Annotated in this window: 21 protein-coding genes; 3 read left to right on the plus strand and 18 right to left on the minus strand. The window is 64.3% G+C overall.

The genetic code is table 11. From position 1 onward, the window contains the following. Positions 1–3 precede the first annotated feature (3 nt). Positions 4–804: a pyrroline-5-carboxylate reductase gene (gene proC / locus GAU_RS16640; RefSeq protein WP_015895070.1), complete on the plus strand. Its 801-nt coding sequence runs from the start codon at positions 4–6 to the stop codon at positions 802–804. Here proC and GAU_RS16645 read toward each other — a convergent pair. Both GAU_RS16645 and GAU_RS16650 read right to left on the minus strand, forming a co-directional pair. Beyond that, the gene (locus tag GAU_RS16645) at positions 801–1271 is read right to left on the minus strand and encodes a beta-hydroxyacyl-ACP dehydratase (protein WP_015895071.1); all 471 of its coding nucleotides are present in this window, start codon (positions 1269–1271) and stop codon (positions 801–803) included. The genes proC and GAU_RS16645 overlap by 4 nt on opposite strands. A 42-nt stretch (positions 1272–1313) precedes the next feature. Continuing rightward, positions 1314–2543, minus strand: coding sequence for an MBL fold metallo-hydrolase (locus GAU_RS16650; protein WP_197526005.1), 1230 nt, complete (start codon positions 2541–2543; stop codon positions 1314–1316). A 30-nt stretch (positions 2544–2573) separates the two neighbouring features. Here GAU_RS16650 and GAU_RS21300 point away from each other — a divergent pair, with 30 nt between their 5' ends. Continuing rightward, positions 2574–4799 (plus strand): hybrid sensor histidine kinase/response regulator, encoded by a 2226-nt coding sequence (locus GAU_RS21300; protein ID WP_015895073.1) that lies wholly within the window; start codon positions 2574–2576, stop codon positions 4797–4799. Here GAU_RS21300 and GAU_RS16660 read toward each other — a convergent pair. From GAU_RS16660 to GAU_RS16675, 4 genes are all read right to left on the minus strand, one after another. Next, positions 4786–5331 carry an isochorismatase family protein gene (locus tag GAU_RS16660; protein WP_015895074.1) on the minus strand — a complete coding sequence of 182 codons (546 nt, stop codon included), beginning with the start codon at positions 5329–5331 and terminating at the stop codon, positions 4786–4788. The genes GAU_RS21300 and GAU_RS16660 overlap by 14 nt on opposite strands. 77 nt (positions 5332–5408) lie before the next feature. After that, positions 5409–6686, minus strand: a complete 1278-nt coding sequence (locus GAU_RS16665; RefSeq protein WP_015895075.1) for a hypothetical protein — start codon at positions 6684–6686, stop codon at positions 5409–5411. A 213-nt stretch (positions 6687–6899) separates the two neighbouring features. Next, positions 6900–8180 carry an ankyrin repeat domain-containing protein gene (locus GAU_RS16670; protein ID WP_015895076.1) on the minus strand — a complete coding sequence of 427 codons (1281 nt, stop codon included), beginning with the start codon at positions 8178–8180 and terminating at the stop codon, positions 6900–6902. 212 nt (positions 8181–8392) lie between these two features. After that, entirely contained in the window at positions 8393–9673 is a 1281-nt protein-coding gene (locus GAU_RS16675) for an MFS transporter (RefSeq protein WP_015895077.1), read from the minus strand. Between the two features lie 105 nt (positions 9674–9778). On the opposite strand from GAU_RS16675, the gene GAU_RS16680 reads away from it, so the two are divergent. Beyond that, entirely contained in the window at positions 9779–10327 is a 549-nt protein-coding gene (locus tag GAU_RS16680; RefSeq protein WP_015895078.1) for a TetR/AcrR family transcriptional regulator, read from the plus strand. Between the two features lie 23 nt (positions 10328–10350). Here GAU_RS16680 and GAU_RS16685 read toward each other — a convergent pair whose 3' ends face one another. The 12 genes from GAU_RS16685 to GAU_RS16740 all read right to left on the minus strand — a co-directional run bounded on the left by GAU_RS16685 (position 10351) and on the right by GAU_RS16740 (position 22189). Then, positions 10351–10776: a nuclear transport factor 2 family protein gene (locus GAU_RS16685; protein WP_015895079.1), complete on the minus strand. Its 426-nt coding sequence runs from the start codon at positions 10774–10776 to the stop codon at positions 10351–10353. Between the two features lie 19 nt (positions 10777–10795). Continuing rightward, the gene (locus tag GAU_RS16690; protein WP_015895080.1) at positions 10796–11218 is read right to left on the minus strand and encodes a RidA family protein; all 423 of its coding nucleotides are present in this window, start codon (positions 11216–11218) and stop codon (positions 10796–10798) included. Next, positions 11215–11655 (minus strand): acyl-CoA thioesterase, encoded by a 441-nt coding sequence (locus tag GAU_RS16695; protein ID WP_015895081.1) that lies wholly within the window; start codon positions 11653–11655, stop codon positions 11215–11217. The genes GAU_RS16690 and GAU_RS16695 overlap by 4 nt, the downstream gene beginning before the upstream one ends. After that, positions 11652–13277 (minus strand): AMP-binding protein, encoded by a 1626-nt coding sequence (locus GAU_RS16700; protein ID WP_015895082.1) that lies wholly within the window; start codon positions 13275–13277, stop codon positions 11652–11654. The genes GAU_RS16695 and GAU_RS16700 overlap by 4 nt, the downstream gene beginning before the upstream one ends. A gap of 5 nt (positions 13278–13282) precedes the next feature. After that, positions 13283–14461 carry an acyl-CoA dehydrogenase family protein gene (locus GAU_RS16705; protein WP_015895083.1) on the minus strand — a complete coding sequence of 393 codons (1179 nt, stop codon included), beginning with the start codon at positions 14459–14461 and terminating at the stop codon, positions 13283–13285. A 2-nt stretch (positions 14462–14463) separates the two neighbouring features. Then, complete coding sequence (locus GAU_RS16710) at positions 14464–15309, minus strand: enoyl-CoA hydratase family protein (RefSeq protein ID WP_015895084.1); 846 nt, start codon at positions 15307–15309, stop codon at positions 14464–14466. Then, complete coding sequence (locus tag GAU_RS16715) at positions 15306–15848, minus strand: MarR family winged helix-turn-helix transcriptional regulator (RefSeq protein ID WP_015895085.1); 543 nt, start codon at positions 15846–15848, stop codon at positions 15306–15308. The genes GAU_RS16710 and GAU_RS16715 overlap by 4 nt, the downstream gene beginning before the upstream one ends. Positions 15849–15850: 2 nt before the next feature. Beyond that, positions 15851–16606: an SDR family NAD(P)-dependent oxidoreductase gene (locus tag GAU_RS16720; RefSeq protein WP_041265633.1), complete on the minus strand. Its 756-nt coding sequence runs from the start codon at positions 16604–16606 to the stop codon at positions 15851–15853. Further along, a complete protein-coding gene (locus GAU_RS16725; RefSeq protein WP_015895087.1) occupies positions 16606–18969 on the minus strand; it encodes a bifunctional salicylyl-CoA 5-hydroxylase/oxidoreductase in 2364 nt (787 codons plus the stop codon). Before GAU_RS16725 ends, GAU_RS16720 begins: the two co-directional genes overlap by 1 nt. 59 nt (positions 18970–19028) lie before the next feature. Then, positions 19029–20270: a kynureninase gene (gene kynU, locus GAU_RS16730; RefSeq protein ID WP_015895088.1), complete on the minus strand. Its 1242-nt coding sequence runs from the start codon at positions 20268–20270 to the stop codon at positions 19029–19031. Between the two features lie 18 nt (positions 20271–20288). Continuing rightward, positions 20289–21401, minus strand: coding sequence for an indoleamine 2,3-dioxygenase (locus GAU_RS16735; RefSeq protein ID WP_015895089.1), 1113 nt, complete (start codon positions 21399–21401; stop codon positions 20289–20291). Positions 21402–21469: 68 nt separating this feature from the next. Beyond that, positions 21470–22189 carry a hypothetical protein gene (locus tag GAU_RS16740; protein WP_015895090.1) on the minus strand — a complete coding sequence of 240 codons (720 nt, stop codon included), beginning with the start codon at positions 22187–22189 and terminating at the stop codon, positions 21470–21472. Positions 22190–22253: the final 64 nt, after the last annotated feature.

Genomic DNA, 22253 nt, shown 5'->3' on the forward strand with positions numbered 1-22253 from the left:
GCGATGAAGATCGGCATCATCGGCATGGGCAAGATGGGCGAGGCCGTGGCGCAGGGACTCGCGAAGTACGGTGTGGAAGCCACATTGCGCGGCTCCACACGTACCGAGGAGAGTGCCGCCGACGTGCGCGAGCGCCTGGGCATGGCCTGCACCACCAACAACGCTGAAGCGGCGCAGGGCGCGGAAATCGTGCTGCTGTGCGTGAAGCCGCATCAGGCGGAACGTGTACTGCGCGAGATCGCGCCGGTGATCACGGCCGATCAGTTGCTGCTCTCGATCTGCGCGTCCATCACCACGCGACAACTCGCCGAGTGGTCGGGCGACAAGGCCACCGTCATCCGTGCCATGCCCAACACGCCGTGCCTGATCGGCGAAGGCATGACGGTGTTCAGCGCCGGCACGGGTGTGCGGCCGCAGCACCTCGAAGCGGCGGAGCGCATCTTCGGGCCGTTGGGACGTACGGCCGTGGTGGAAGAGTCGCTGATGGATGGCGTGACCGGTCTCAGTGGCTGCGGACCGGCGTACGTCTACCTGATCATCGAATCGCTGAGTGAAGCCGGTGTGAAAATCGGCCTGTCACGCGAAACGGCCACGCTGCTCGCGGCCCAGACCCTGGCCGGTGCATCGCGCATGGTGCTGGAGCGTGGTGTACATCCCGCGGCGCTCAAGGATGAAGTCACGACGCCAGCCGGCTGCACCATCGATGGCCTGATGGCACTGGAAGAAGGCAAGCTGCGTGTGACGCTCATCAAGGGGGTGTTGGCGGCTACGGAACGCAGCAAGAGCCTGCGCAACAACGCCTAGGCCTGCGGAGCTGCTGGCGACGCCGCTTTGGGTGCAGGCCGCAACACGGTGGTGAGATCGGCCTGCACGAGTCGTTGCCCGTCCACCGTGGCCACGCCACGTGTGCGGCAGATGCCCCGTCGGAACTGCAGCAGATCGACCCGCAGCGAGAGTTCGTCGCCCGGCAACGCTTCACCGCGGAAGCGGGCCTTGTCGATGCCCATGAAATACCCGATCGCATCACCGCCGCCGTCCACCAATCCCGTGAGCACGGCCGCGGTGAGCTGGGCCAGCGATTCGACGATCAATGTGTGCGGCATCGCGCGCCGTACGGGATAGCCCGGCATCCCCACCCGCACGCCCACGGTACTCCACTCTGATCCCGTCACCAATTTGGTGCCAAGGGCGTACTTCCCGGGCTGGACCGCATCGATGCGATCGAGCAGGAGGAAGGGATAGCGATGCGGGAGCAGAGTCAGTGGATCCATGGCGACCCCCCTACCCGCGAACGCGCGTAGCGATCCGGCATCCTATCGCGCACGCGCCAGCTTGTGTGTCAGCCCGGACGAGATCACCGGCGCCTTGTTTGAAGGCACCCACGGCACCTCCGGCCACCAACGCGGCTGCACACCCATCGCCGTCGGTTCGATCATCGCACCAGGCTGCGGCATGGCGAGTGTCACCTGCGCCGCTTGGGCCGCCACGAACACCCGTTCGATGGGCTCCGTCCATCCGTGCAGTGCGAGATCGAATAGCCCCCAATGCACCGGCAGCAACACGCGGCCACCCACCAGGCGATGTGCCTCCACGGCCTGTTCCGGTCCGAGATGCACATCGGCCCAGCGGGCATCGTAGGCTCCGGCTTCGATCATCGTGAGATCAAATGGTCCAAGCCGCGCTCCGATGTCATCGAACTCTTCGTGCATCGCGGTATCACCACTGTAGAACACCCGATGTGCGGCCGTGGCGATCACCCAGCCCGACCACAGCGTGCGATCGGCATCTCCCAGACTACGCCCCGAAAAGTGGCGCGCCGGCGTAGCCGTGAGAGTGACATCACCGACCCGCGCATCTTCCCACCAATCCAGCTCGGTGATCTCTCCCGATGGAATGCCCCACGCCTGCAGATGTGCACCGACCCCCAGCGGCACCATCCAGCGCACGTGGTGATCACGCAGTGCCTTCACCGTCGGCATATCGAGGTGATCGTAGTGATCGTGGGAGATCACCACCACATCCACATCTGGCAGCTCGCTCATGGCCAGTGGCGGCGCGTGGAACCGCTTGGGGCCCATGAAACTGAACGGCGACACCCGTTCTCCCCACACTGGGTCGATCAGCACCCGCGCGCCGTCGATCTCCAGCAGCATCGTGGAATGCCCCAGCCATGTCACTCGCAGACCGGTGGCCGGAGGACTGCTGTAGTCGGCCCGATGCCGCACCTGCATGGGCAACGGTGCGCCGGGCACGCGATAGGCCGATCCACCGAAGGCAAAGGCCACGAGTGTGTTCAGCATGGCGCTGTCGACGCGCGGCAGTGGATTGCCGAAGCGCTCATGGCGCCACTGGGGTGACTGCGAGGCCCGTGTCAAACGCTCACCGTCGACAACGCCCCCCAGAGCATCACGCGCCGCCCACCACAATCCCACGGCGCCAACGAGCGCCAACAGCAGCAGGGTCGGCAGGACGCGACCCAGCACGATACGACGCAACCTTCCGCGGGTCCCCAGCGCCCCCCGCGGCAACAGTGTAGCTTGCACGCTATCTCCGTTCTGACACGCTGATTGCCAATGCGCCGTCGTCCAATCTCGATCGCTCTCAAGTTCCCGCTGCTGATCACGGGAATCGTGCTCACCACGAGCGCGTTGTTGGTGTGGGCGACCTATCAGCACTTTTCGGCGGTACTGCACGATAGCGCCGAGGCACGGCTTCGGTCGAGCGGTGTGCTGCTCGCATCATCGCTCGCTGATAGTTACACCGCGGCGCGCGCTCAGCTTCTGGCGGTGGCCAACCATCCACATGTCCGCGAGCACCTGTCCACCGGACAGAACGTCCGTGGTGTGGACAGCATCCTGGCCGTCGCACTCGCCACCACGGATTCGGCCCGGCTGCAAATCCGGGTCCTCGATCTGGCCGGCCGTGAGCACCGTATCGCCAAGGCATCGCATGAAGCGGTGGGCGCACCATGGGCCGTCGACACATCGATGCACGAGGCGTTCTCGTCGGGTGGCATTCGTGTGAGCCCGCTGCTCGACGTGGGTGGCGTGGTGGAGTACGAAATGATCGCTCCCGTGCACACGCGTGACGATGGTGAGAGTCACGTCGGGTACATCGTGGAGACGCGCCGTATCCGGGCTCAGGGTGTCGATGCCGTGCGGGGCATCGTGGGCACCAGCGCCATGCTGATGGGCCAACCGGGCTCCAGTGTCTGGACGGACTTTCAGCGCGTCGTGCGGGAACCCGCGGTCATGGTGCGTCCCGATTCCATCGCGCGGCTGGTCGGTACCGATGGACGCCCGGCGATCAGCATCGCCGAACGCATCGGCGGATCCCCCTGGGTCGTGTGGCTGGAGTACGAGGAAGACCGCATTCTCGCGCCCCTGCGGTCTTTCGTGGAGCGCATGATTCCCATCACCGTGCTCGTGGCGCTGCTCGGCGCGCTCTTCGCCTGGGCGTTCAGTCGGAAAATTGCCAATCGCCTCGTGGTCATCACGCGGCAGTTCGACGACGTCAACGCGCACCAGCCCTCGGGGGCGGTTCGTGAGGCCGGCCGCGACGAGATCCATCTGCTCGAAGAGTCCTTTCTCGCCATGTCACAGCGCGCGGAAAGGCAGGCCCAGCTCGAATCGCAGTTGATGCAGTCGCAGAAGCTCGAGGCCGTGGGGCGGCTGGCTGGTGGTATTGCGCACGACTTCAACAACATGCTCACGGTGGTGCGCAACTATGCCGAGATGGTGCGTTCCGAGCTGGAACCCGAGAGTCCGATGTCGAAGGACATGGACGAGATCCTGCACGCGACATCGCACGCAGCACAACTGATACGACAGTTGCTGGCCTTCAGCCGGCAGCAGATTCTGCAGCCCGTGCGACTCGACCTGAATGACGTGATCCGCAACGCCCACCGAATGCTGCAACGGGTGCTGCCCTCACACGTGGAATTCCGGCTCGACCTTGGACACCCGATCAGTACGGTGCTGGCCGACCCAGGTCAGATCGAACAGGTTCTGATGAACCTCACCGTGAACGCATCGGATGCGATGCCGCAGGGCGGACGACTCACATTCCGCACCACGATGAGCGAGCTCGATGACACCACCGAACCCGCTGCGGCCGGCGTGGTGGGTGCTCGGCGCTATGTGTGTCTCACCGTGGTCGACACCGGCATCGGCATGGATCACGCCACCACGGCGCGCATCTTCGAGCCGTTTTTCACCACCAAGCCGGTGGGCAAAGGCACGGGCCTCGGGCTCGCTGGCGTGCATGGTATCATCGCGCAGCTCGGCGGCAGTATTTGGGTCTACAGCCAACCGGGTCGCGGCACGACATTCAAAGTCTATCTGCCTGCGGCAGAAGGCGCCGCCGATCCGGTACCGCGCGCAGGCGGCGGCTCCCCGCTGATACACGACAGCGGCACCATTCTGCTGGTGGAAGACGACCCTTCCACCCGGGGCGTGATCCGCCGCCTACTGGAGCGCCATGGCTTCGACGTCGTGGAAGCGGCCAATGGCGTGGAGGCCATCGCGCAGCTTGACGATGTTCACGAAAGAGTGCGTCTGGTGCTGTCGGATGTGATGATGCCGGAGCTCAATGGCATGGCGCTCGCCAACATCATTGCCGAACGTTGGCCGACCATGCCGGTGATGTTGATGTCCGGCTACACCGACGCCGACATTCCGCAGCAGAACAGCGGCGCACTCAAGCGCACCTTCATCGAAAAGCCTTTCACGTCCGGAGCCCTGCTCCACGCAGTGATGCGCGAGCTGTACACCACCGAAGACGTACTCAAGCCGCGCTGAAGACGATCGTATCGGCGCGGCCGATGCGAACGCGCGGCCCGAAGCTGGTCACGTTGCTCAGCGTGACATTGTGGTGAGCGATGACTTGCGCCGCGCTGAGGTGCTCGTTGCCATTCGACGTATGCGCATCGCCGGCCAGCAACACCGGAAAACCGTGCGCAAGCGCGCGACGCACCGTGGTGTCCACACAGAACTCGGTGTGCATGCCACACACCACCAGTTCCTGCACCTGCAACGTGGCCAACAGGTCGGCCAGTGGCGTGCGATTGAACGCGTCCGGCGTGGTCTTGCCCACGAAGTGATCGTCTCCGGACGTGTGCAATGCGGGCGGCAATGCCCAGCCTTCCGTGCCACGCTCGAGGTACCCGTTCGTGCCCTCGTGCTGCACGAAGATCACCGGACACCCGGCAGCCCGTGCGCGTGCCGCCAGCGCATCGATGCGCGCGATGACCACGTCGGCTTCGAAGGCCGCCTCCGGACCTTCACACAGTGCCCGCTGCACATCGATGACCATCAGCGCCTGTCGGCTCATGCACGCTCCGGAAAAGGACGAAGGCGCCCGATCGGTGATCGGACGCCTTCGTCAATGTAGCGGCAAAACCGGAGTGATCAGAGCACCGCGGCTTCCGCGCTCACCGTGACGTTGCCGATCGTCACCGTGGCGTTGTTGGTCTTGATGAAGTTCAACTTGTTGGCGATCAGGGCGGCGTTCCAGATGGTGCCCGTCGTGGTGTCGGTGGAGCTGTCGTACAGCGCCCGATCGGCCCGCAGCGTGGAGCGCGTGGCGCAGTCGGCACCCTTGGCACCGGTGGCCCAGAAGATCACCCGGATCGTGCCGGTGCTGGTGCTGCCGATGTCGAAGCAGATGGACGTGGCACCTGCCGTGTACAGCGCGGCACCGGCGTCGGTGGCGTAGTTGAACTGCGTGGTGGTGCCGGTGGCGCCGAAGCGGAACCAGGTCCACGAGGCGCCTGACGCCGAGCGACCGCCAGTGATGATCAGCTTGCCCGCGCTGGCGGCCGGGTTGCCTGTCGGAGCGGCGTCCTGACCAAGCACGGCGTAGAAATAGCTGTTGTTGGCCGTAGCCTGGATGTTGTCGATGCGCACGTGGCGCGCCGCACCCCCCGGTGCCGCGCAGAGCGGCTGCCAGTCGGTGTTGTTGGTCCAGGCCGCCGAACAGGCCGTGGCCGCTGTGATGGCCGACGCTTCGAGCACCGGCGTCGTGGACAGCGTGATCTTGGGCGTCGCACCCGAGCCCGCCGACTGGCGGAAGTAGTTCTTGAGCGTGGTGGCCACCGTACCGGTGGTGCCCTTCCAGTAGGCGCGCGCACCCATCGCCGTGGCCGCCGTCAGCGTGCTGCGCACACTGCAATTGGCGCCACGCTGGCCGCTCACCCAGATGACAAACTGCGGGGCCGTGGTGGCCGAACCGTCATGGATGTCGAAGCACACGGTCGCGCCGCTGTTAATGTAGCTGGCAGCCTCGTCGACGCTGGCATCCACGCTGCCCCAGGTCGCCTGCAGCACGGGCGCCGGTGCGGGTGTTCCACCGCCGTACAACAGCACGCGGAACTGCTGGGCACCAACGGCACCCGACGTGACCGTCGGCGTGCTGGCAAACCCGAGCAGGAGCTGGGCCGACGCATGGGTGGCCGCGGCGCGGGCGTTCTCAATGCGGATATGGCGAACCGGCGCCGAGACGGCACAAAGCTCGACAAAGCTGTCGCCATTGGCGGCCGTGATGTCGGTGGTGCACTCGGTCTTCGGCTGATTGTCGACACCGGACGGCGTGTCATCGCCACAGGCGGTCAGCGCGGTGGCTGCCAGACAGGCAGCGATCAGGGTGCCGAGTCGGCGCGTGTGAGCGAGCGGGGAAGCGGGGATCATCTTCGCGGCGTTCCAGTTTACGGAAAATCCCCGTCACATCGGGTGGCGAGGGCCGAGCATCGGGAAGGTAGCAATAATCCCGATTATCTATATCCCGTATAATACGGAGTTGCCGAGGGAGGGGGCCGGCTTCTATGGCTGGCCCGGGGGAGCACCGGGTTTTTTGTGGGCGGCGCCCCCCCCTGTGATCCCAATCCGGCTGGCCAGCGCCAACTACTCCAGCCCACCCGCCTGCTGAATTTGCTGCATGGCCGGCTCGCTCACGAAGATCGGCGCATGAAACCGCCGGCCCCAGGACAGCGGCGTGACATCGCGATAGTCGTGGCGGGTGCTGTCTCCGTGTCCGGGATGCAGCCGCTTCCACAGGGACGCGCGCGCATTCGGATCGGCGCCATGCTCCAGCAGCAGCTCGGCGAACGGCGCCCGGAATGGACCACGCTTCCCGTAGTTCATCCAGAAGTTCGGCTGTGACACCACCGTGTTGAACAGCGGCGTGTGGCCACCAAACCCGCTCGCCCCGAGGGCCGACCGTGCATCGACCGGTGCGCCCTGCGCAATCAGCCAGCGCGCGATCTCGAGCTCGTCATAATCCACGCACAGATGCAGCAGGGTGGACCCGCCTAGCGGAGTACCCACCGTTGCGTCGAGCGGGTCTCGGCATCCCATCGACAACGGATAGATCTCGCGATGCGTGAACGTGCGCGTGAGCAGCGAGGCATCCTGCGCGAGATGCTCTTCGAGCAGATCGATACGCCCGCGATGCAGCGCCATCACAGGCGTATCCGGAAAGGAAAGACCGTGCTGCGCATACATCTCGAGAATCGCGTGTTTTGCCTCGGGATGCCGCCCATCGGTCTCGAGCACGACCGCCACTGGCGCGAGTCGCTCTCCAGCATCATTCACCACACGCGCACCAAGACTCAGCAGCAGAGCCGTCCCCTCGGCGCTCAGGGTATACGCCGGGCCACCCAACGCGTCATCGTCAATGGGCGGGCGACCAGCCAGGTCATACAACATGCGCGCCGTCTCCACCTGCCCCTGCAACGCCGCGCGGCCGGCCGCACTGAACACATCGGTCGCACCGTGCGCGTGCAGCCAGCGAATGATGCGATCACGTCCGAGGTTGGCCGCATAAGTCATTGGCGGCCCCCAGTTGCTGTCTTGCCGGATCAACACCTGCTCATCGAGCAACGCGCGATTGGCTGTGATCAGCACGCGCACCGCATCGAAGTCATCGCGCCAGATGGCATCGGCCAGTTCGACACTCTGCACGAGACGTGGCCAACTCGACGCCTGATAGCTTCGCGCGAGGACGAGCTGCGCATCAGCGAGCTTCACCTCGGATCGTTCATCCGCCGGACGTGCGGACGGATGATGTTGCTGCCATTCCGTGATGGCGTGTGAATCTCCGGCGCGATAGGCACGTAGCAGCTCCTTGGCCTGACGACGGAGCTGATCGAGATCGGGACGGACGGGCAATCGACGAACGGACATGACGAGCCTCCTGATATGCCCGAGGTCCGCTGGCGTCGGGCGTGAGGAGGTTCGTGAACGCTCAGCCGATGCGGCGTGTGTTACTCAGGTGGACTCGGTCCTTCCCGCGGACAGGCGGCGCCCTGCGCGCCAGAAGCAATCCCGTTGCCCCTGACGGAAAAGTAGAACGCCCTATGCGGGCGCGCCATGCACGCGTCCTCTCAGCAGCATGTTCACGCCGTTGCCGGTACCAGCACCGGCGCGGACTTGCGCCGGATGCTCAGTGCCAGGCCGGCCGCCACGAGACACAACGCACCAGCCAACAGGAATGCCGGTGTGTAGGTCTCCTGCGCGGTACGGATCACGCCGGCGCCATACGCGATGGAAGCAGCGCCAAGCTGATGTCCCATGAAGATCCAACCGAATACCACACCGGCCTTCTCGCGACCAAAGGCATCGGTCGTCAACTTGAGCGTCGGCGGCACCGTGGCGATCCAGTCGAGCCCATAGAACACGGCGAAGGGACTGAGCCCTGCCACCGTGAACTCGGCGTGCGGCAGATACAACAGCGACAGCCCTCGCAACGCGTAGTACCAGAACAGCAGCCAACGCGCATCGTAGCGATCGGAGAGCCAGCCTGACCCCACCGTGCCGATGAAATCGAAGAGCCCCATCAGGGCCAGCACCGAGGCAGCCGCCACGGCCATCATGCCATAGTCGCCGCACATGGAAACGAAGTGCGTTTGCACGAGACCATTCGTGCTCGCGCCACAAATGAAAAAGGTGGCGAAGAGCACCCAGAACGTGCGCGACGCACTGACCTCACGCAGTGTGCCCAGTGGGGAAATGCGCGGTGGTGGTGGAGCCTGTGGGGCGTCGACCGGTTCACCATATGGGCGCTGCAACAGTTCTTCCGGCCGATCGCGCATGAACAACACCACGAGTACCAGCGTGACGCTGAGCAGTCCAGCGATCAGCAGAATGGCCGTACGCCATCCATGAGATTCGGAAAGCCGAGCCACAACGGGCAGGAATGCTAGCTGCCCGGTGGCCGACGACGCACTCAACAGTCCGATCACCACGCCGCGTCGCTTCGTGAACCAACGTGATGCCACGGTGGCACCGAGCACCATGGCCGTCATGCCGGAACCGAGACCGACAAGCAGTCCCCACGTGAGTGTGAGCTGCCACCGCGCCTGCATCTGCGTGGACAGCGCGAGCCCCACCAGAATGAGCGCCAATGCCGACGCCACGACGCGCTTGAGCCCCACGCGGATCATGAGTGCCGCCGCGAATGGAGCGATCACGCCGTACAACACCAGACGCAGCGCCAGCGCGCTGGAGATTTCCGCGGTGGTCCACCCGAACTCCTTCTCGAGCGGCGGCATGAGCACACCAGGGGCGCCGAGCGCCGACGCAGTGGTGAGCATGACAACAAACGTCACGGCCGCCATGACCCATCCGTAGTGGACCTGGCGGCGTGCGAGCAGCGATGCGAATGCGGAAGAGATCACGATTTTCTTTACATGATGGCTGTCATGTTTCATTTATGATAGCCATCATGTATATTGTCAAGCAGGACCGGTACGTGAACCGGACGCGATCGTCACGGAGAGACCATGCGCACATCGAAGGAACAGGTCGAAAAAAACCGCGAAGTCTTGCTGGAGGCGGCGAGCCAGGGTTATCGCCGGCTCGGCTTCGAAGGCGTGCGGGTCGCCGACATCATGCAGGAAGCCGGCCTCACACACGGCGGCTTCTACGGTTACTTCGCGTCGAAGGAAGACATGGCCGCGCAGGCCTTCTCCCACTACTTCGGTCTGCTCACCGAACGGCTGCGTGGTCGCGTGGAGCGAGGGGAGACACTGGGCGACTACGCCGATCGCTATCTTTCGCGCCGGAACCGCGATCATCCCGATCAGGCGTGCCTCTTCTCGAGCTTGTCGGGAGAGGTGGTACGACAACCCGATCCGGTGCGCCGCGCCTATACCGAAGGGCTCGAGGCGTACCTGGCCGAGTTCACGAACATGACGGGCAATCGCCAGGACGCCATTGCGGCCTTTGCAACACTGATCGGCGCCATGTCACTGGCCCGTGCGGTGGACGACGAAGCGCTGTCACGCGAAATCCTCGAGGCTGGAAAGCGCGCATTGAACACCACGCGTTAGGCGCTTTCCGTTTCGATCAGGTGTCAGGCTGCACTGACGTGACCGGCCACGATGTGCCATACCTGTTGACCATGGCGCGCCCACACGCGGGTATAGCGGTAGGTGCCCCGCACGTGCTCTCCACCGACCGACACGACCAGTGCGGTGCGCAGTGACACAGCCGCTACATCGGGCCCGATACGACGGACCTGCAACTCGATCGGATCGTGCGCGAGGAAACGCACGACCCCGCCCGCATGAGCCTCGAGATCCTGGGCTTTCGTGACCAGTTGGCCATCCGGCCCGGCAAAGAGCAAGTCGTCGGCAATGAGTGCTCCGAGCGCCGCAACATCGGCCGTCAGTTGAGCCGCACGGAGTTGCGCTTCCAACATCACGATCTCCGGATCAGGAGCGCCGACCAGTACGCTCTGCATGATCCCGCCGCCGTTTCCGGTATGCCCATCAGTCATCGTCGTGCCTCATGCAGGGCTATGGGTCTTGTCCATCGTCTTGGCCATCGTCTGGCACAATGGCCGTGACTTCGATCTCCACTTTGGCGCGTTCCTCCATGAGCGCGACCACCTGCACGGCTGTCATCGCGATGTCGTAGTGTCCGATGACGTCGCGGAAGGCCGCACCGATGGCCGGCAGTGCCGCACGATACTCCTCGCGGCTCACCACATACCACGTCATCCGCACGATGTGTTTGGGTAATGCGTCGGCAGCATGCAGCACTGCCGCGATGTTGGCCAGCGCCTGCCTGGCCTGCCCGGCAAAATCATCGGTGCGAAACGTCTCGGTCTCGTCCCAGCCGATCATGCCGGCGACATGCACTTCGCGGCCGCGGGCCGACACCCCATTGGCATAACCCCGGGGACGCTTCCAACCTGCGGGCAGTACGGGCGTATTCATCGCTCACTCGTGCGAAAGGATTCAATGGCGTTGCGCAAATCTTCAGGGAACGGCATGGACTTATGCGTGTCGAGGCTGGTGCACACGATGACCTGCTTCGCGCTCACCCGTATGGACTCACCGCCCCGCACATCGATGGCCAGCACCAACGAGCTCCGGCCAAGGTGCTCAACGGCCAATCCGAGGGTGATGCTCTCTCCCATGCTGCTCGGCGCGCGAAAGTCGGTCTCGAATCGCACCGTGGGCAGTCCCACCCGGCGTGCCCCAAGCAGGTCGGCATACGAGATGCCAAGCCGCTCGGTGACCCAGTCGTCGACGAGATTCTGGAACATGATGTAGTACTGCGCGAAGAACATGATGCCGGCCGGATCGCACACGCTGAATGGCACACGCACGATCTTCTCGAAGCGCCCGGCTGACGATGGTGATGCGGTCACGAGGTGCTCACGTCATCGAGTTCCCTCAGCCGGAAGCGCTGCAGCTTGCCCGTGCTGGTGCGGGGCAATGCGCCCACGAACCGCACAGCGCGCGGATACTTGTAGGGCGCCACCGATTGCTTCACGTAGTCCTGCAACACCTTCACCATGGCGGCGTCTGGCTCAAACCCTGCGCGCAGCACGATGTAGGCCTTCACCAGTTGCCCACGTTCCGTGTCCGGCACGCCGGCCACACCACATTCCGCGACCGCCGGATGCTGCAACAACACGTTCTCCACTTCGGGGCCGGCAATGTTGTACCCGGAAGAGATGATGATGTCGTCGGTACGGGCGTGATAGTGGAAGTACCCATCAGCATCCACAGCGTACGCGTCGCCGGTGTAATTCCATCCGTCCTTCACATAGCTGCGCTGCCGATTGTCACGCAGATACCGGCAGCCCGTCGGCCCTTTCACGCGCAGATTGCCCACCACACCAACCGGAACCGGCTGGCCCTGATCATCGACGACTTCGGCCCGATAGCCCGACACAGGCGTCCCTGTGGCACCGGGACGTGCACGGGCCTCGTCCGCCGAGATGAAGATGTGCAGCAGTTCGGTGGCTCCAATACCGTCGATCAGCTCGATTCCCGTGACATCACGCCACAGGGCGCGTGTGGCAGCAGGCAAGGCTTCGCCAGCAGACACACACTTGCGAAGGGTGGTGCCGGCCAGCGCCTCACGATGGGCGGCCATCGCACGGTATGACGTTGGCGCGGTGAACAACACCGTGGCACCGTACTCCCGAACACCTTCGAGCAGATGTGGCGGAGAAACCTTGTCGAGCAGCACCGTCGATGCGCCAATGGACATGGGGAACAACACCAGCCCCCCGAGACCGAAGGTGAACGCCAGGGGTGGACTGCCCATGAACACATCGTCTGCCGTGGCGCGCAACACGTAGGGCGGAAAGCACCGGCAGATCGCCAGCACATCCCGATGGTAGTGCATCGTGGCTTTCGGAATACCCGTTGTGCCCGATGTGAACGCCAGCAGACAGGTGTCGTCGCTCGCGGTGTCCACATTCATGAATGGCGCATCGTGCCGTGCCATGGCCGCTTCGAGGCCATCTTGGCTGGGCTCGTGATAGCACCGCACCGTGCGCAACACGGGCGTCGTCTGCTGCGCCGCGCGCAGTTCGTCGATCAGGGCCACGTCACACAGGGCATGCGTGACCTGGCCGATCGCGATCATGGTGCTGAGCTCCTTGGCGCGCAGCATAGGCATGGTGCCTACGGCAATCGCCCCCACCTTCATGACGGCAAACCAGCACGCCACCAGCATGGGATGATTGGCGCCCCGCAACAGGACACGATTACCGGGCACCACACCCATGTCGTTCACCAGCACATGCGCAATACGATCGGATTGCTGTTGCAACTCACGATAGGTCCAGCGTATGCCCGGTGCGATGAGACAGGGGCGATCGCCGTGGCCCGCTGCGATGTGGGCATCGAGCAACTCGGTGGCGCAGTTCAGTTGCTCAGGAAACTGCAGCTCCGGAAGCTCGAACAGGAATTCCGGTTGTTCGGCCAGCGGCGGCAGGTGATCGCGCGCAAAGGTATCGACGTGGGCGCTGGGCATCGTGCTCAGGGAGTCGAAGGGCGGACATCACGCAGCAGCTCACGCGCGATGATCAATTGCTGCACTTCACTGGCGCCTTCGTAGATGCGCAGCGCGCGAATCTCACGGTACAACCGCTCGACGGGCACGTCGTGCACCACACCCATCCCACCCCAGAGTTGCAGCGCCGCATCGATGACACGTTGTGCCCCTTCGGTGGCCACATACTTCGCCATGGCCGCCTCGCGTGTCACCGGCTGCCCCTGGTCACGCTGCCAGGCCGCGCGGTACGTGAGCAACGCAGCACTGTCGATCGTGGTCGCCATCTCCGCCAGACTCGATTGGGTGAGCTGCAAGTCGGCCAGTACGCCGCCGAACATGCGACGGGTGGTGACGCGGGCCAGCGCTTCGTCGAGCGCGCGGCGCGCGAAACCGAGTGCGGCCGCAGCTACCGATGTGCGAAACACATCGAGGGTGCGCATGGCCAGTTTGAATCCTTCGCCGGCCGCACCAATACGCTGCGAGGCTGGCACGCGACAACTCGTGAATTGCAGCCGGGCCAACGGGTGTGGCGCGATCACGTCGATACGTTCGGCGATCTCCAGACCGGCAGTATCGGCATCCACGATGAACGCCGAAATCCCGCGTGCGCCCGGTGCTTCTCCCGTGCGGGCAAACACCACATAGAAGTCGGCGATACCCCCATTCGAAATCCAGGTCTTCTCCCCGTCGAGCACATAGTCTTCACCGTCGCGTCGCGCGGCACATTGCAGGGCCGCAGCATCGGAGCCCGAATCCGGCTCTGACAACGCAAACGCCGCAATCGCCTCACCTCGTGCCACACGCGGCAGGTACTGCGCCTTCTGAGCATCGGTGCCGGCCAATGTGATCGCCCCCGAGCCCAATCCCTGCATCGCGAATGCAAAATCGGCCAGGCCGTCATGTCGGGCCAGCGTCTCCCGGGCCAGACAGATCGTGCGTGTATCGATCACCTCCACTGCACCGCCCCACGCCGTGCCGCCCACGGCGTGCCTGAGCCACCCGGCTTCGCCAAGCGCACGGACCCGCCGGCGGCACGCGTCATCCACATCGTGATCGCTGGCCGTGTGCCCGAGCGATGCCGCAGCCCATTCATCGAGTGCCGCAGCGAAGGTGGCATGCCGAGGCTCGAAGAACGGCCAGGAGAGATAGTGGGTATCGGCCATGGTCAGCGCCCCTGAAACACCGGTGTCTGACGAGCCGCAAATGCGTGATAGGCGGTCTTGAAGTCTTCGGTGAGCATGCACAGTGCCTGCGCCTGCGCCTCGGCTTCGATGGCCTGCTCGATGCCCATCGTCCACTCTTGATGCAGCATCGTCTTGGTGATGCCATTGGCGAAGGCTGGTCCTTCAGCGAGCGATTTGGCCATGGCCTGCGCCTCGTGCAGCAGTGTCTCGCCATCGAGTAGGCGATTGAAGAAGCCCCAACGCTCGCCTTCTTCACCGCCGAGCACCCGACCAGTGTAGAGCAACTCACTCGCCCGGCCCTGACCGATGATGCGCGGCAGGATGGCGCAGGCTCCCATGTCGCAGCCGGCCAGTCCCACCCGATTGAAGAGGAACGCCACTTTGCTACGTGTCGTGCCGTAACGCAGATCGGAGGACATGGCCAGAATCGCACCGGCGCCAGCGCACACACCGTCCACCGCGGCGATGATGGGCTGAGGACAGGCCCGCATGGCCAATACCAGATCGCCGGTCATGCGCGTGAAACGCAGCAGATCGGGCGAGGGAAGATCGACGAGCGGACCGATGATCTCGTGCACATCACCACCGGAGCAGAAATTGCCCCCGGCGCCGACGAGCACCACCGCGCGCACATCGGTCGCATAGCGCAGCGCGCGGAAGCAGTCGCGCAGCTCGGCGTAGCTCTCGAACGTCAGCGGATTCTTCCGCTCCGGTCGATTGAGCGTGATGGTGGCGACATGGGCGTCCAGAGACCAGCCAAAATGGGTCGCCGTGAAACCGGCCATCTGGCGCGTCGTGCCGGCATCGAGTGCAGCGTGTGAGGTCATGCCTGACGTTCCTTGCGCGGAGTGGCAGCGGGGCGCTGGGCGGCAACGTGCACGCGCAGACGTCCGAGGAGGGCGTACAACGTGTCGCGGTGCGGCGCATCGAACCCGTCGAACAACTCGATGAGCCACTGTTCATGTTCAGCCGCCATGCGCTGGAAACGGCGACGTCCCACCTTGGTGATTCGCACGATGCTCGATCGGCCGTCGGTGGGATCGGCCAGTCGCTCGATCAATCCGTCGGCAATGAGCTGATTGGTGAGGGCGGTGACATTGCCACCGGTCACCATGAGATAGCGCGACAGGGCATTCAGCCGCAGGCCATCGGGATGACGATCGAGCTGCGCGAGATAGTCGAATCGCGGCAGCGTGGTGCCGAAGCGTTCCCGCAACTTCGCCCGAATGTCCTGCTCCACTTGCACACTGCACGACAACAGCCGCAGCCAGAGACGCACCGCGGAATGGTCTTCAGCGCTGGCACGGGCTTCCTGTCCGATCTCGTCGTCACCGACGACATGCACACGGGCAAATCCTCGCGACATGGTCAGACCTCCCCACCGCTGACGGGCAGCGCCACACCAGTGATCGCGTCGGCGCCCGGCGCACAGAGCCAGGCCACCGCATTGGCCACATCACCTGGCGAGATGAACCGACCCTGAGGATTGAGCGCCGCCAAGGTCGCACGCGCGTCACTCTCGCTGCGTCCGGTGCGTGCCACGATGGTGGCCACACTCTCCTGCAGCATATCGGTATCAGTGAAGCCCGGGCACACCGCGTTCACCGTGATGCCGCGGGTTGCGACCTCCAGTGCGAGGGCGCGTGTGAGCCCCAGGGCACCATGCTTGGCCGCCACATAGGCGCTGACATAGGGATAGCCGCGTAGCGACGCGGTGCTGGCGACCGTCACGATACGTCCCCATCCGGTCTTGATCATGCCGGGCAGTACCGCGCGACTCATGTGGAATGGTCCGGTGAGATTCACCGCCAGCATGCGCGCCCACAGCTCATCGCTGGTGCGCGTGAGCGGCGCACTCTCCGCCTGTCCGGCGTTGTTGACCAACACATCCACCGGGGGAATGGCCGCAACGGCGCTCGCGACCGCGACGCTGTCCGTCACGTCGCAGATCACGATATCGCCGAGCCGATGCCCCAGCGTGAGCCCCACCGCATCGAGCGATGCACGGGAGCGACCCATCAACGTCACCCGAGCCCCGTCGGCGGCAAGCCGCTGGGCGATGGCGGCGCCGATACCACGTCCGGCACCCGTCACCAATGCATGTCGTCCTTCGAGCACTGTCATCATTTGTCCTTTTTGGCGTCAAAACCATCAATGGACGACGGCGTGACCACCGCCGCTGCCCGTGCGAACCCCGCTTCGAGCTGCGGCTTGCCACGCTCGTACGGTGGGGGCCATGCCACGGCCGTGTACCCGATGCGGGCGGCCTCGGTGAGTGTCCAGGCGGGATTGGCGAGGTGCGGACGCGCCACAGCGCAGAGATCCGCGCGCCCCGCCGCGATGATGGAGTTCACATGGTCCGCCTCGCTGATCGCGCCCACGGCAATCGTATCGATACCCGCCTCTTGCCGGATGCGATCGGCAAATGGCGTCTGGAACATGCGTCCATACGTGGGCCGTTCACGCTTGCTGACTTGCCCCGACGAACAGTCGATGAGATCAGCCCCCGCATCCGCAAAGGCGCGTGCAATCTCGACGGCATCGGCTGGTGTGATACCACCTTCGACCCAGTCGTGTGCGGAGATGCGCACGGACATCGGTAGGTGCTGCGGCCAGATGCTGCGCATCAGCGTGAACACTTCCAGCGGATAGCGCAGCCGATTGGCGAGACTGCCGCCGTATTCGTCGGTACGCTGGTTGGTGAGCGGTGAGATGAAGCTCGACAAGAGGTAGCCGTGCGCGCAGTGCAGTTCGACCCAATCGAAGCCTGCCGCGATGGCCCGATGTGTGGAGGCCGCAAACTCATCCCGCACCCGTGTCATCTCGGCTCGGGTGATCTCCCGCGCCATCGCACTGACACCCGGTAGATAGGCCTGCGGCGATGCACTGACCAACGGCCAATTGGGTTCGTTTCCGCCCTCAGGCAACGGCAGATCGGTGCCATCCCAGCCGCGGCGTGTGGAGCCTTTGGCGCCACTGTGTCCGAGCTGCAACGCCATGCGTGCATCGGTGTGATCGTGCACCCAGTTCACAATGCGACGCCAGGCCGCTTCCTGCCGGTCGTTCCACAACCCCGGACACCCCGGTGTGATACGGGCATCGGGACTGGGGCATGTCATCTCCGCCATGACCAGCGCGGCGCCGCCCAACGCCCGTGCACCGAGATGCACCAGGTGAAACTCACCGGCCACCCCATCGACCGCCGAATACTGCGCCATCGGCGACACCATCACGCGGTTCTTGAGCGTGACAGAGCGCACGGTATACGGTGTGAACATCGGCGGCGTGCGCTCGACGCTCGCGACCTGCGCACGCGCCGCAAACCAGCGTTCGTATCCCTCCAGCCATTCGCGATCTCGCACACGGAGATTCTCGTGACTGATGCGCTGACTGCGGGTGAGCAGGGAGTACATGAACTGCTCCGGCTCGAGCTGGTCGCAATAGCGCGCACCACAGACCTCGAACCACTCCATCGCGTTCCATGCGGCATTCTGGATACGCAGGGTCTCGATGCGGCGCGCTTCCTGAAATGCGGAGAGCACCTCGGGAATGTGCTGCGGCTGATCCCCAAGACGCTGAAACTGCCGCACCAGCTCCACCGCATCTTCGAGCGCGAGCTTCGTGCCAGACCCGATGGCAAAGTGCGCCGTGTGCACCGCATCGCCCAGCAGCACGACATGACTGCCGTTGGCATTGCGCAGCCACCACTGCTCGCACACGACGCGCTGGAAATTCAGCCAGGCCGAACCCCGCTGATGCCGCGCGTTGCTGAGCAGTGGAGAGCCGTTGAGCGTTTCTGAAAACAGGCGCTCACAAAATGCGACGGACTCTTCCTGAGTCGCCGTATCGAGTCCATGCGCACGCCAGACGTCCTCTGGGCACTCGACGATGCACGTGGAGGTCTGCTCGTCGAACTGATAGATGTGTGCCTGAAACCAGCCGTGCTCGGTGCGCTGAAAATCGAAGGTGAAGGCCTCGAATCGCCTGGGCGTGCCAAGCCAGATGAAACGATTCGGGCGCACCACGATATCCGGCTTGAACGTCTCGGCGTACACCGTGCGGATCTTCGAATTGATCCCGTCGGAAGCGATGATGAGATCGGCATCGGGGAACTGCAGATCGGAGTCGACCTCCTGCTCGAAACGCAACTCCACCCCCAGCGCTTCACATCGCGCCTGAAGGATGTTCAGCAGGCGCTTGCGCCCAATGCCGACAAACCCGTGACCACCCGAACGAATGTTTCGCCCCTTGAAACGGAGCTCGATGTCGTCCCAGTGACTAAAGGACTGCTCGATGGCATCAGCGGTGTCGGCATCCCATCGCCGCATCGTATCCATGGTGGCATCCGAGAACACCACGCCCCACCCGAATGTGTCGTACGGACGATTCCGCTCGACCACCGTGATATGGTGCCGTGGGTCGAGGCGCTTCATCAAGAGGGCGAAGTACAGCCCGGCCGGACCACCACCAATGCATACGATTCTCATGCCGCATACAGTACGACCCGTTACTTCAAACCTCAAGTAACGGGTGTGAGCCAGTCCAGTCAGGTCACAGCCTGCCGAGTGCGGTACTCCGGAGCCTGCCACGCACGCGTGCGCAGTACGTCTTCCAGGACATCGACCGCGTGCACGATGTCGGCATAGCGCAGATACAGAGGCGTCAGACCGAAGCGCATGATATCGGGTGCTCGGAAGTCCCCGATGACACCACGGGCAATCAATGCCTGCATGATCGCATAGCCCTCGGGATGGCGGAACGACACGTGACTGCCACGAGGCGCGCCCGGGGGCGGACCAACGAGTGTTACATCGTGTTCAGCACAGCGCATGTGCACGAGGCCCATGAACAACTCGGCCAGCGCACGGGACTTGCGTGCTATCTCCTGCATGTCGGCTTCGAGGTGCAGATCGACTCCACACTCGAGGGCCGCCATCCCGACGACCGATGGCGTGCCACAGAGGAACCGCGAGATGCCGGAGGCGGGTTCGTAGTGATCCGTGAAGGCAAACGGCTGCGCATGCCCCATCCATCCGCCCAGTGGCGACACCAGCGAGGCGTGATGCCGCTCCGCCACAAAGAGGAAGGCCGGTGCGCCCGGACCGCCATTCAGGAACTTGTACCCACAGCCCACCGCGAGGTCGGCATTGCAGGCATTCAGGGCCAACGGCAGGGCCCCCACCGAATGACTGAGATCCCACAGCACCATGGCACCCTTCGCCTGTGCGGCAGCGGTGATCGCGGCCATGTCATGCACATCAGCGGTCTTGTAGTGCACATGCGTGAGCAGCACGAGCGCGGTCTCTTCGGTGATGTGCGACACAATCTCGTCACGCGGCGTCAGTGTCAGCGCATGCGCTCCACCGAGCGTGGCAATCGCCGTCTCCAGCATGTAGAGATCGGTCGGGAAGTTGCCAGGCTCGGAGAGCACGGCATGACGACCAGGGCGCGCACGCAGCGCGGCGATGATCAGCTTGTGCAGGTTCACCGACGTGGAATCAGCCACGATCACTTCGTGGGGATTGGCGCCAACCAGTCGCGCAATCTTGGCCCCAACCCGTCTCGGAGCATTGATCCAATCCGCACTGTTCCAACTGCGGATCAGCCCTTCCCCCCATTCCCCCTCGATGACGTCACGCACGCGATCGGCAGTGGCACGCGGCAGGGCCCCCAGCGAATTCCCATCGAGATAGGTCACCCCCTCCGGCAGCGAAAATCGGGCGCGGAAGGCGGCCAGCGGATCAGCGGCATCGAGGGCAGCGATCTGCGCGGAAGAAATGGCGTCCATGATGTCGTGTGGTGGCCGTCAGGCGCGTGCAGCGCGGGTGGCTTGATGGGCCGCGCCGAGGAAAGTGTCGAGTGAGGTGCCACCGGTGCCGGTGAGGTCGCGTGCGGGTCCGGACGGGATCACGATGTAGTCGTGCGCCAGTTTCATGTGCGCCTGGCGAAAGGCCGCGATCTGTGCCACGACGTCGTTGAAGGCGTCACGCAACGCGGCAGAGCCAGACAGGGCGCGTTCGCGCACACGACTGTCACGTTCCACCAACTCCACCAGCGCACGATGCGGCTTGGGCATGTAACCACGCACGCTGCGCAGATACGCGCCGGCGGGATGATCGGCATGATGCACACCGAGCATGGCATCGAAGAGCTGCAGCAGAGCGCTCTGCCCTGCACTGCCGCCGAGGTAACGACGCGGTTCATCCGATACCCCTTCGTACACGATGCCGGGCGCCGGCCAGCCGGTCACGAAGGGACGTACTCGCAGATAGTACGTCGACGGGTCGCACCAGGTCCGCACGTGCTCCATGGCCGCATGCACCTGGGGCATGAGATCGCCAAACGTGATGAGTGCGTCACGAAGGCCCCCATCATCGTCGGCCCGAGCACAGTCCACGGCTCGCATGGCAATGGGAATCAGCGGCGCTCCCGCCAACTCCACGCCCATCGAGGCCACAAAGAACCAATCTTCGTCGACCCCGCCGAGGAATTGGATCTGCGTCCGTGCATTATCCACCGACACGGGCTGCGTCTCGTCGACGAGGCGCCAATTGGTCAACGTGGTGGTCGCATAGTGTGCGATGGGCGGCCGCTCCATTTCCGCGGCCAGTGCGCAGAGCGGCACCGCGATGCTGCGAGGAAGACGGGTCGCCGCCTGCTCGTCACCCCAAACGTACGCATTGGCGAAGTGCGTGAGCAGCAGGAGCGCCCGCTCACGATCACCGTCGGTGGTGAGCACCAGCGGGTCGAGCAGCGGCAGCGTCTCCATCAAGGCACGCACACGGCGCGCCCTGATGAGAGCACTGAGTTCCGGAACAACCTGGTCCCACACCGCGAACGCAGGCGGCAAGGCATTGGGCAGCGGTACGGGAGACACAAAGCCCGTACGCGGATTCACCTGATAGTCGGAGAGCGCCATCCGAATGATTGTAGGCCGCAAAGATCGCCGATGTCATTCGGGGTTTGTTCGCAATTCGACCCAAATTGTCATCTCCGCCAGAGTCTCCACGCGAGCAATCCTTGCCACAGCGCCTGGGCGGCCACGATCAGCCCGAAGATCCGAACATCGAGATGTCCGACAAACCCAAGACGGGCGACGACCAGGCCGCCGCCGGTGACCACACCAAGCACGGCAATGGACCGCAGCAGGCCGTCCGACGCGGCCCCCGCTGAGTGGCGCACTGCTGAGTGGCGCACTGCTGAGTGGCGCACTGCTGCACGCCACAACACGACCGACCAGCCAATCATGGCGGCTCCGGAACCGACGACATAGATGGCCGCGAAGGCCTGGTTGAGCAGCGCGGTGTACCAGAGCAGTGGCTGCAAGACTCCCGTCGAGTTGGCATCGACACCGGCGCTGGCCATGCGCTCGACGACGGCCGTGGCCACCAGTCCGCTCATCGCTCCCGCAAACAGTACCGCCACCAACGCCGTGAGCTGCGCAGCCAGTGCGAGCCCGGAAAGCGCCCCGGAGCCCCTCAGCCGGACACCGAGGCGTGCAAAGCCGAACGCCAGGACCGGCACGGCGGCCATGGCCAGCGCGTGGACTCCGCGGGCCAACGCAACGCCCCGTCCATGCGATGCATGGGCCAACGTCTCGGGTCCCGATGGGTGCATGCTCATCGTGATGACCATGGCTGCGCTGCCTATGCCGAGGGCCAGTGCTGCGGAACGATCTGCGGGAACGCCTTCGTTCACTGTGTCCATTGGGAGACTCCTGCGAGGGCGGTGACGTGCCGTTGCGTCAGGCACATGGACCGCCAAGGTTAGG

Origin of the sequence: Gemmatimonas aurantiaca T-27, assembly GCF_000010305.1 — a bacterium.
Lineage (GTDB): Bacteria > Gemmatimonadota > Gemmatimonadetes > Gemmatimonadales > Gemmatimonadaceae > Gemmatimonas > Gemmatimonas aurantiaca.

What these genes read in the sequence shown, in the direction of transcription:
- GAU_RS16670 (WP_015895076.1), bottom strand. Translation starts at nt 8,180, where the DNA reads ATGTCCGTTCGTCGATTGCCCGTCCGTCCCGATCTCGATCAGCTCCGT.
- GAU_RS21300 (WP_015895073.1), top strand. Translation starts at nt 2,574, where the DNA reads ATGCGCCGTCGTCCAATCTCGATCGCTCTCAAGTTCCCGCTGCTGATC.
- GAU_RS16715 (WP_015895085.1), bottom strand. Translation starts at nt 15,848, where the DNA reads ATGTCGCGAGGATTTGCCCGTGTGCATGTCGTCGGTGACGACGAGATC.
- GAU_RS16685 (WP_015895079.1), bottom strand. Translation starts at nt 10,776, where the DNA reads ATGACTGATGGGCATACCGGAAACGGCGGCGGGATCATGCAGAGCGTA.
- GAU_RS16660 (WP_015895074.1), bottom strand. Translation starts at nt 5,331, where the DNA reads ATGAGCCGACAGGCGCTGATGGTCATCGATGTGCAGCGGGCACTGTGT.
- kynU (WP_015895088.1), bottom strand. Translation starts at nt 20,270, where the DNA reads ATGGACGCCATTTCTTCCGCGCAGATCGCTGCCCTCGATGCCGCTGAT.
- GAU_RS16720 (WP_041265633.1), bottom strand. Translation starts at nt 16,606, where the DNA reads ATGACAGTGCTCGAAGGACGACATGCATTGGTGACGGGTGCCGGACGT.
- GAU_RS16710 (WP_015895084.1), bottom strand. Translation starts at nt 15,309, where the DNA reads ATGACCTCACACGCTGCACTCGATGCCGGCACGACGCGCCAGATGGCC.
- GAU_RS16665 (WP_015895075.1), bottom strand. Translation starts at nt 6,686, where the DNA reads ATGATCCCCGCTTCCCCGCTCGCTCACACGCGCCGACTCGGCACCCTG.
- GAU_RS16705 (WP_015895083.1), bottom strand. Translation starts at nt 14,461, where the DNA reads ATGGCCGATACCCACTATCTCTCCTGGCCGTTCTTCGAGCCTCGGCAT.
- GAU_RS16725 (WP_015895087.1), bottom strand. Translation starts at nt 18,969, where the DNA reads ATGAGAATCGTATGCATTGGTGGTGGTCCGGCCGGGCTGTACTTCGCC.
- GAU_RS16700 (WP_015895082.1), bottom strand. Translation starts at nt 13,277, where the DNA reads ATGCCCAGCGCCCACGTCGATACCTTTGCGCGCGATCACCTGCCGCCG.
- GAU_RS16740 (WP_015895090.1), bottom strand. Translation starts at nt 22,189, where the DNA reads ATGGACACAGTGAACGAAGGCGTTCCCGCAGATCGTTCCGCAGCACTG.
- GAU_RS16735 (WP_015895089.1), bottom strand. Translation starts at nt 21,401, where the DNA reads ATGGCGCTCTCCGACTATCAGGTGAATCCGCGTACGGGCTTTGTGTCT.
- GAU_RS16690 (WP_015895080.1), bottom strand. Translation starts at nt 11,218, where the DNA reads ATGAATACGCCCGTACTGCCCGCAGGTTGGAAGCGTCCCCGGGGTTAT.
- GAU_RS16645 (WP_015895071.1), bottom strand. Translation starts at nt 1,271, where the DNA reads ATGGATCCACTGACTCTGCTCCCGCATCGCTATCCCTTCCTCCTGCTC.
- GAU_RS16680 (WP_015895078.1), top strand. Translation starts at nt 9,779, where the DNA reads ATGCGCACATCGAAGGAACAGGTCGAAAAAAACCGCGAAGTCTTGCTG.
- proC (WP_015895070.1), top strand. Translation starts at nt 4, where the DNA reads ATGAAGATCGGCATCATCGGCATGGGCAAGATGGGCGAGGCCGTGGCG.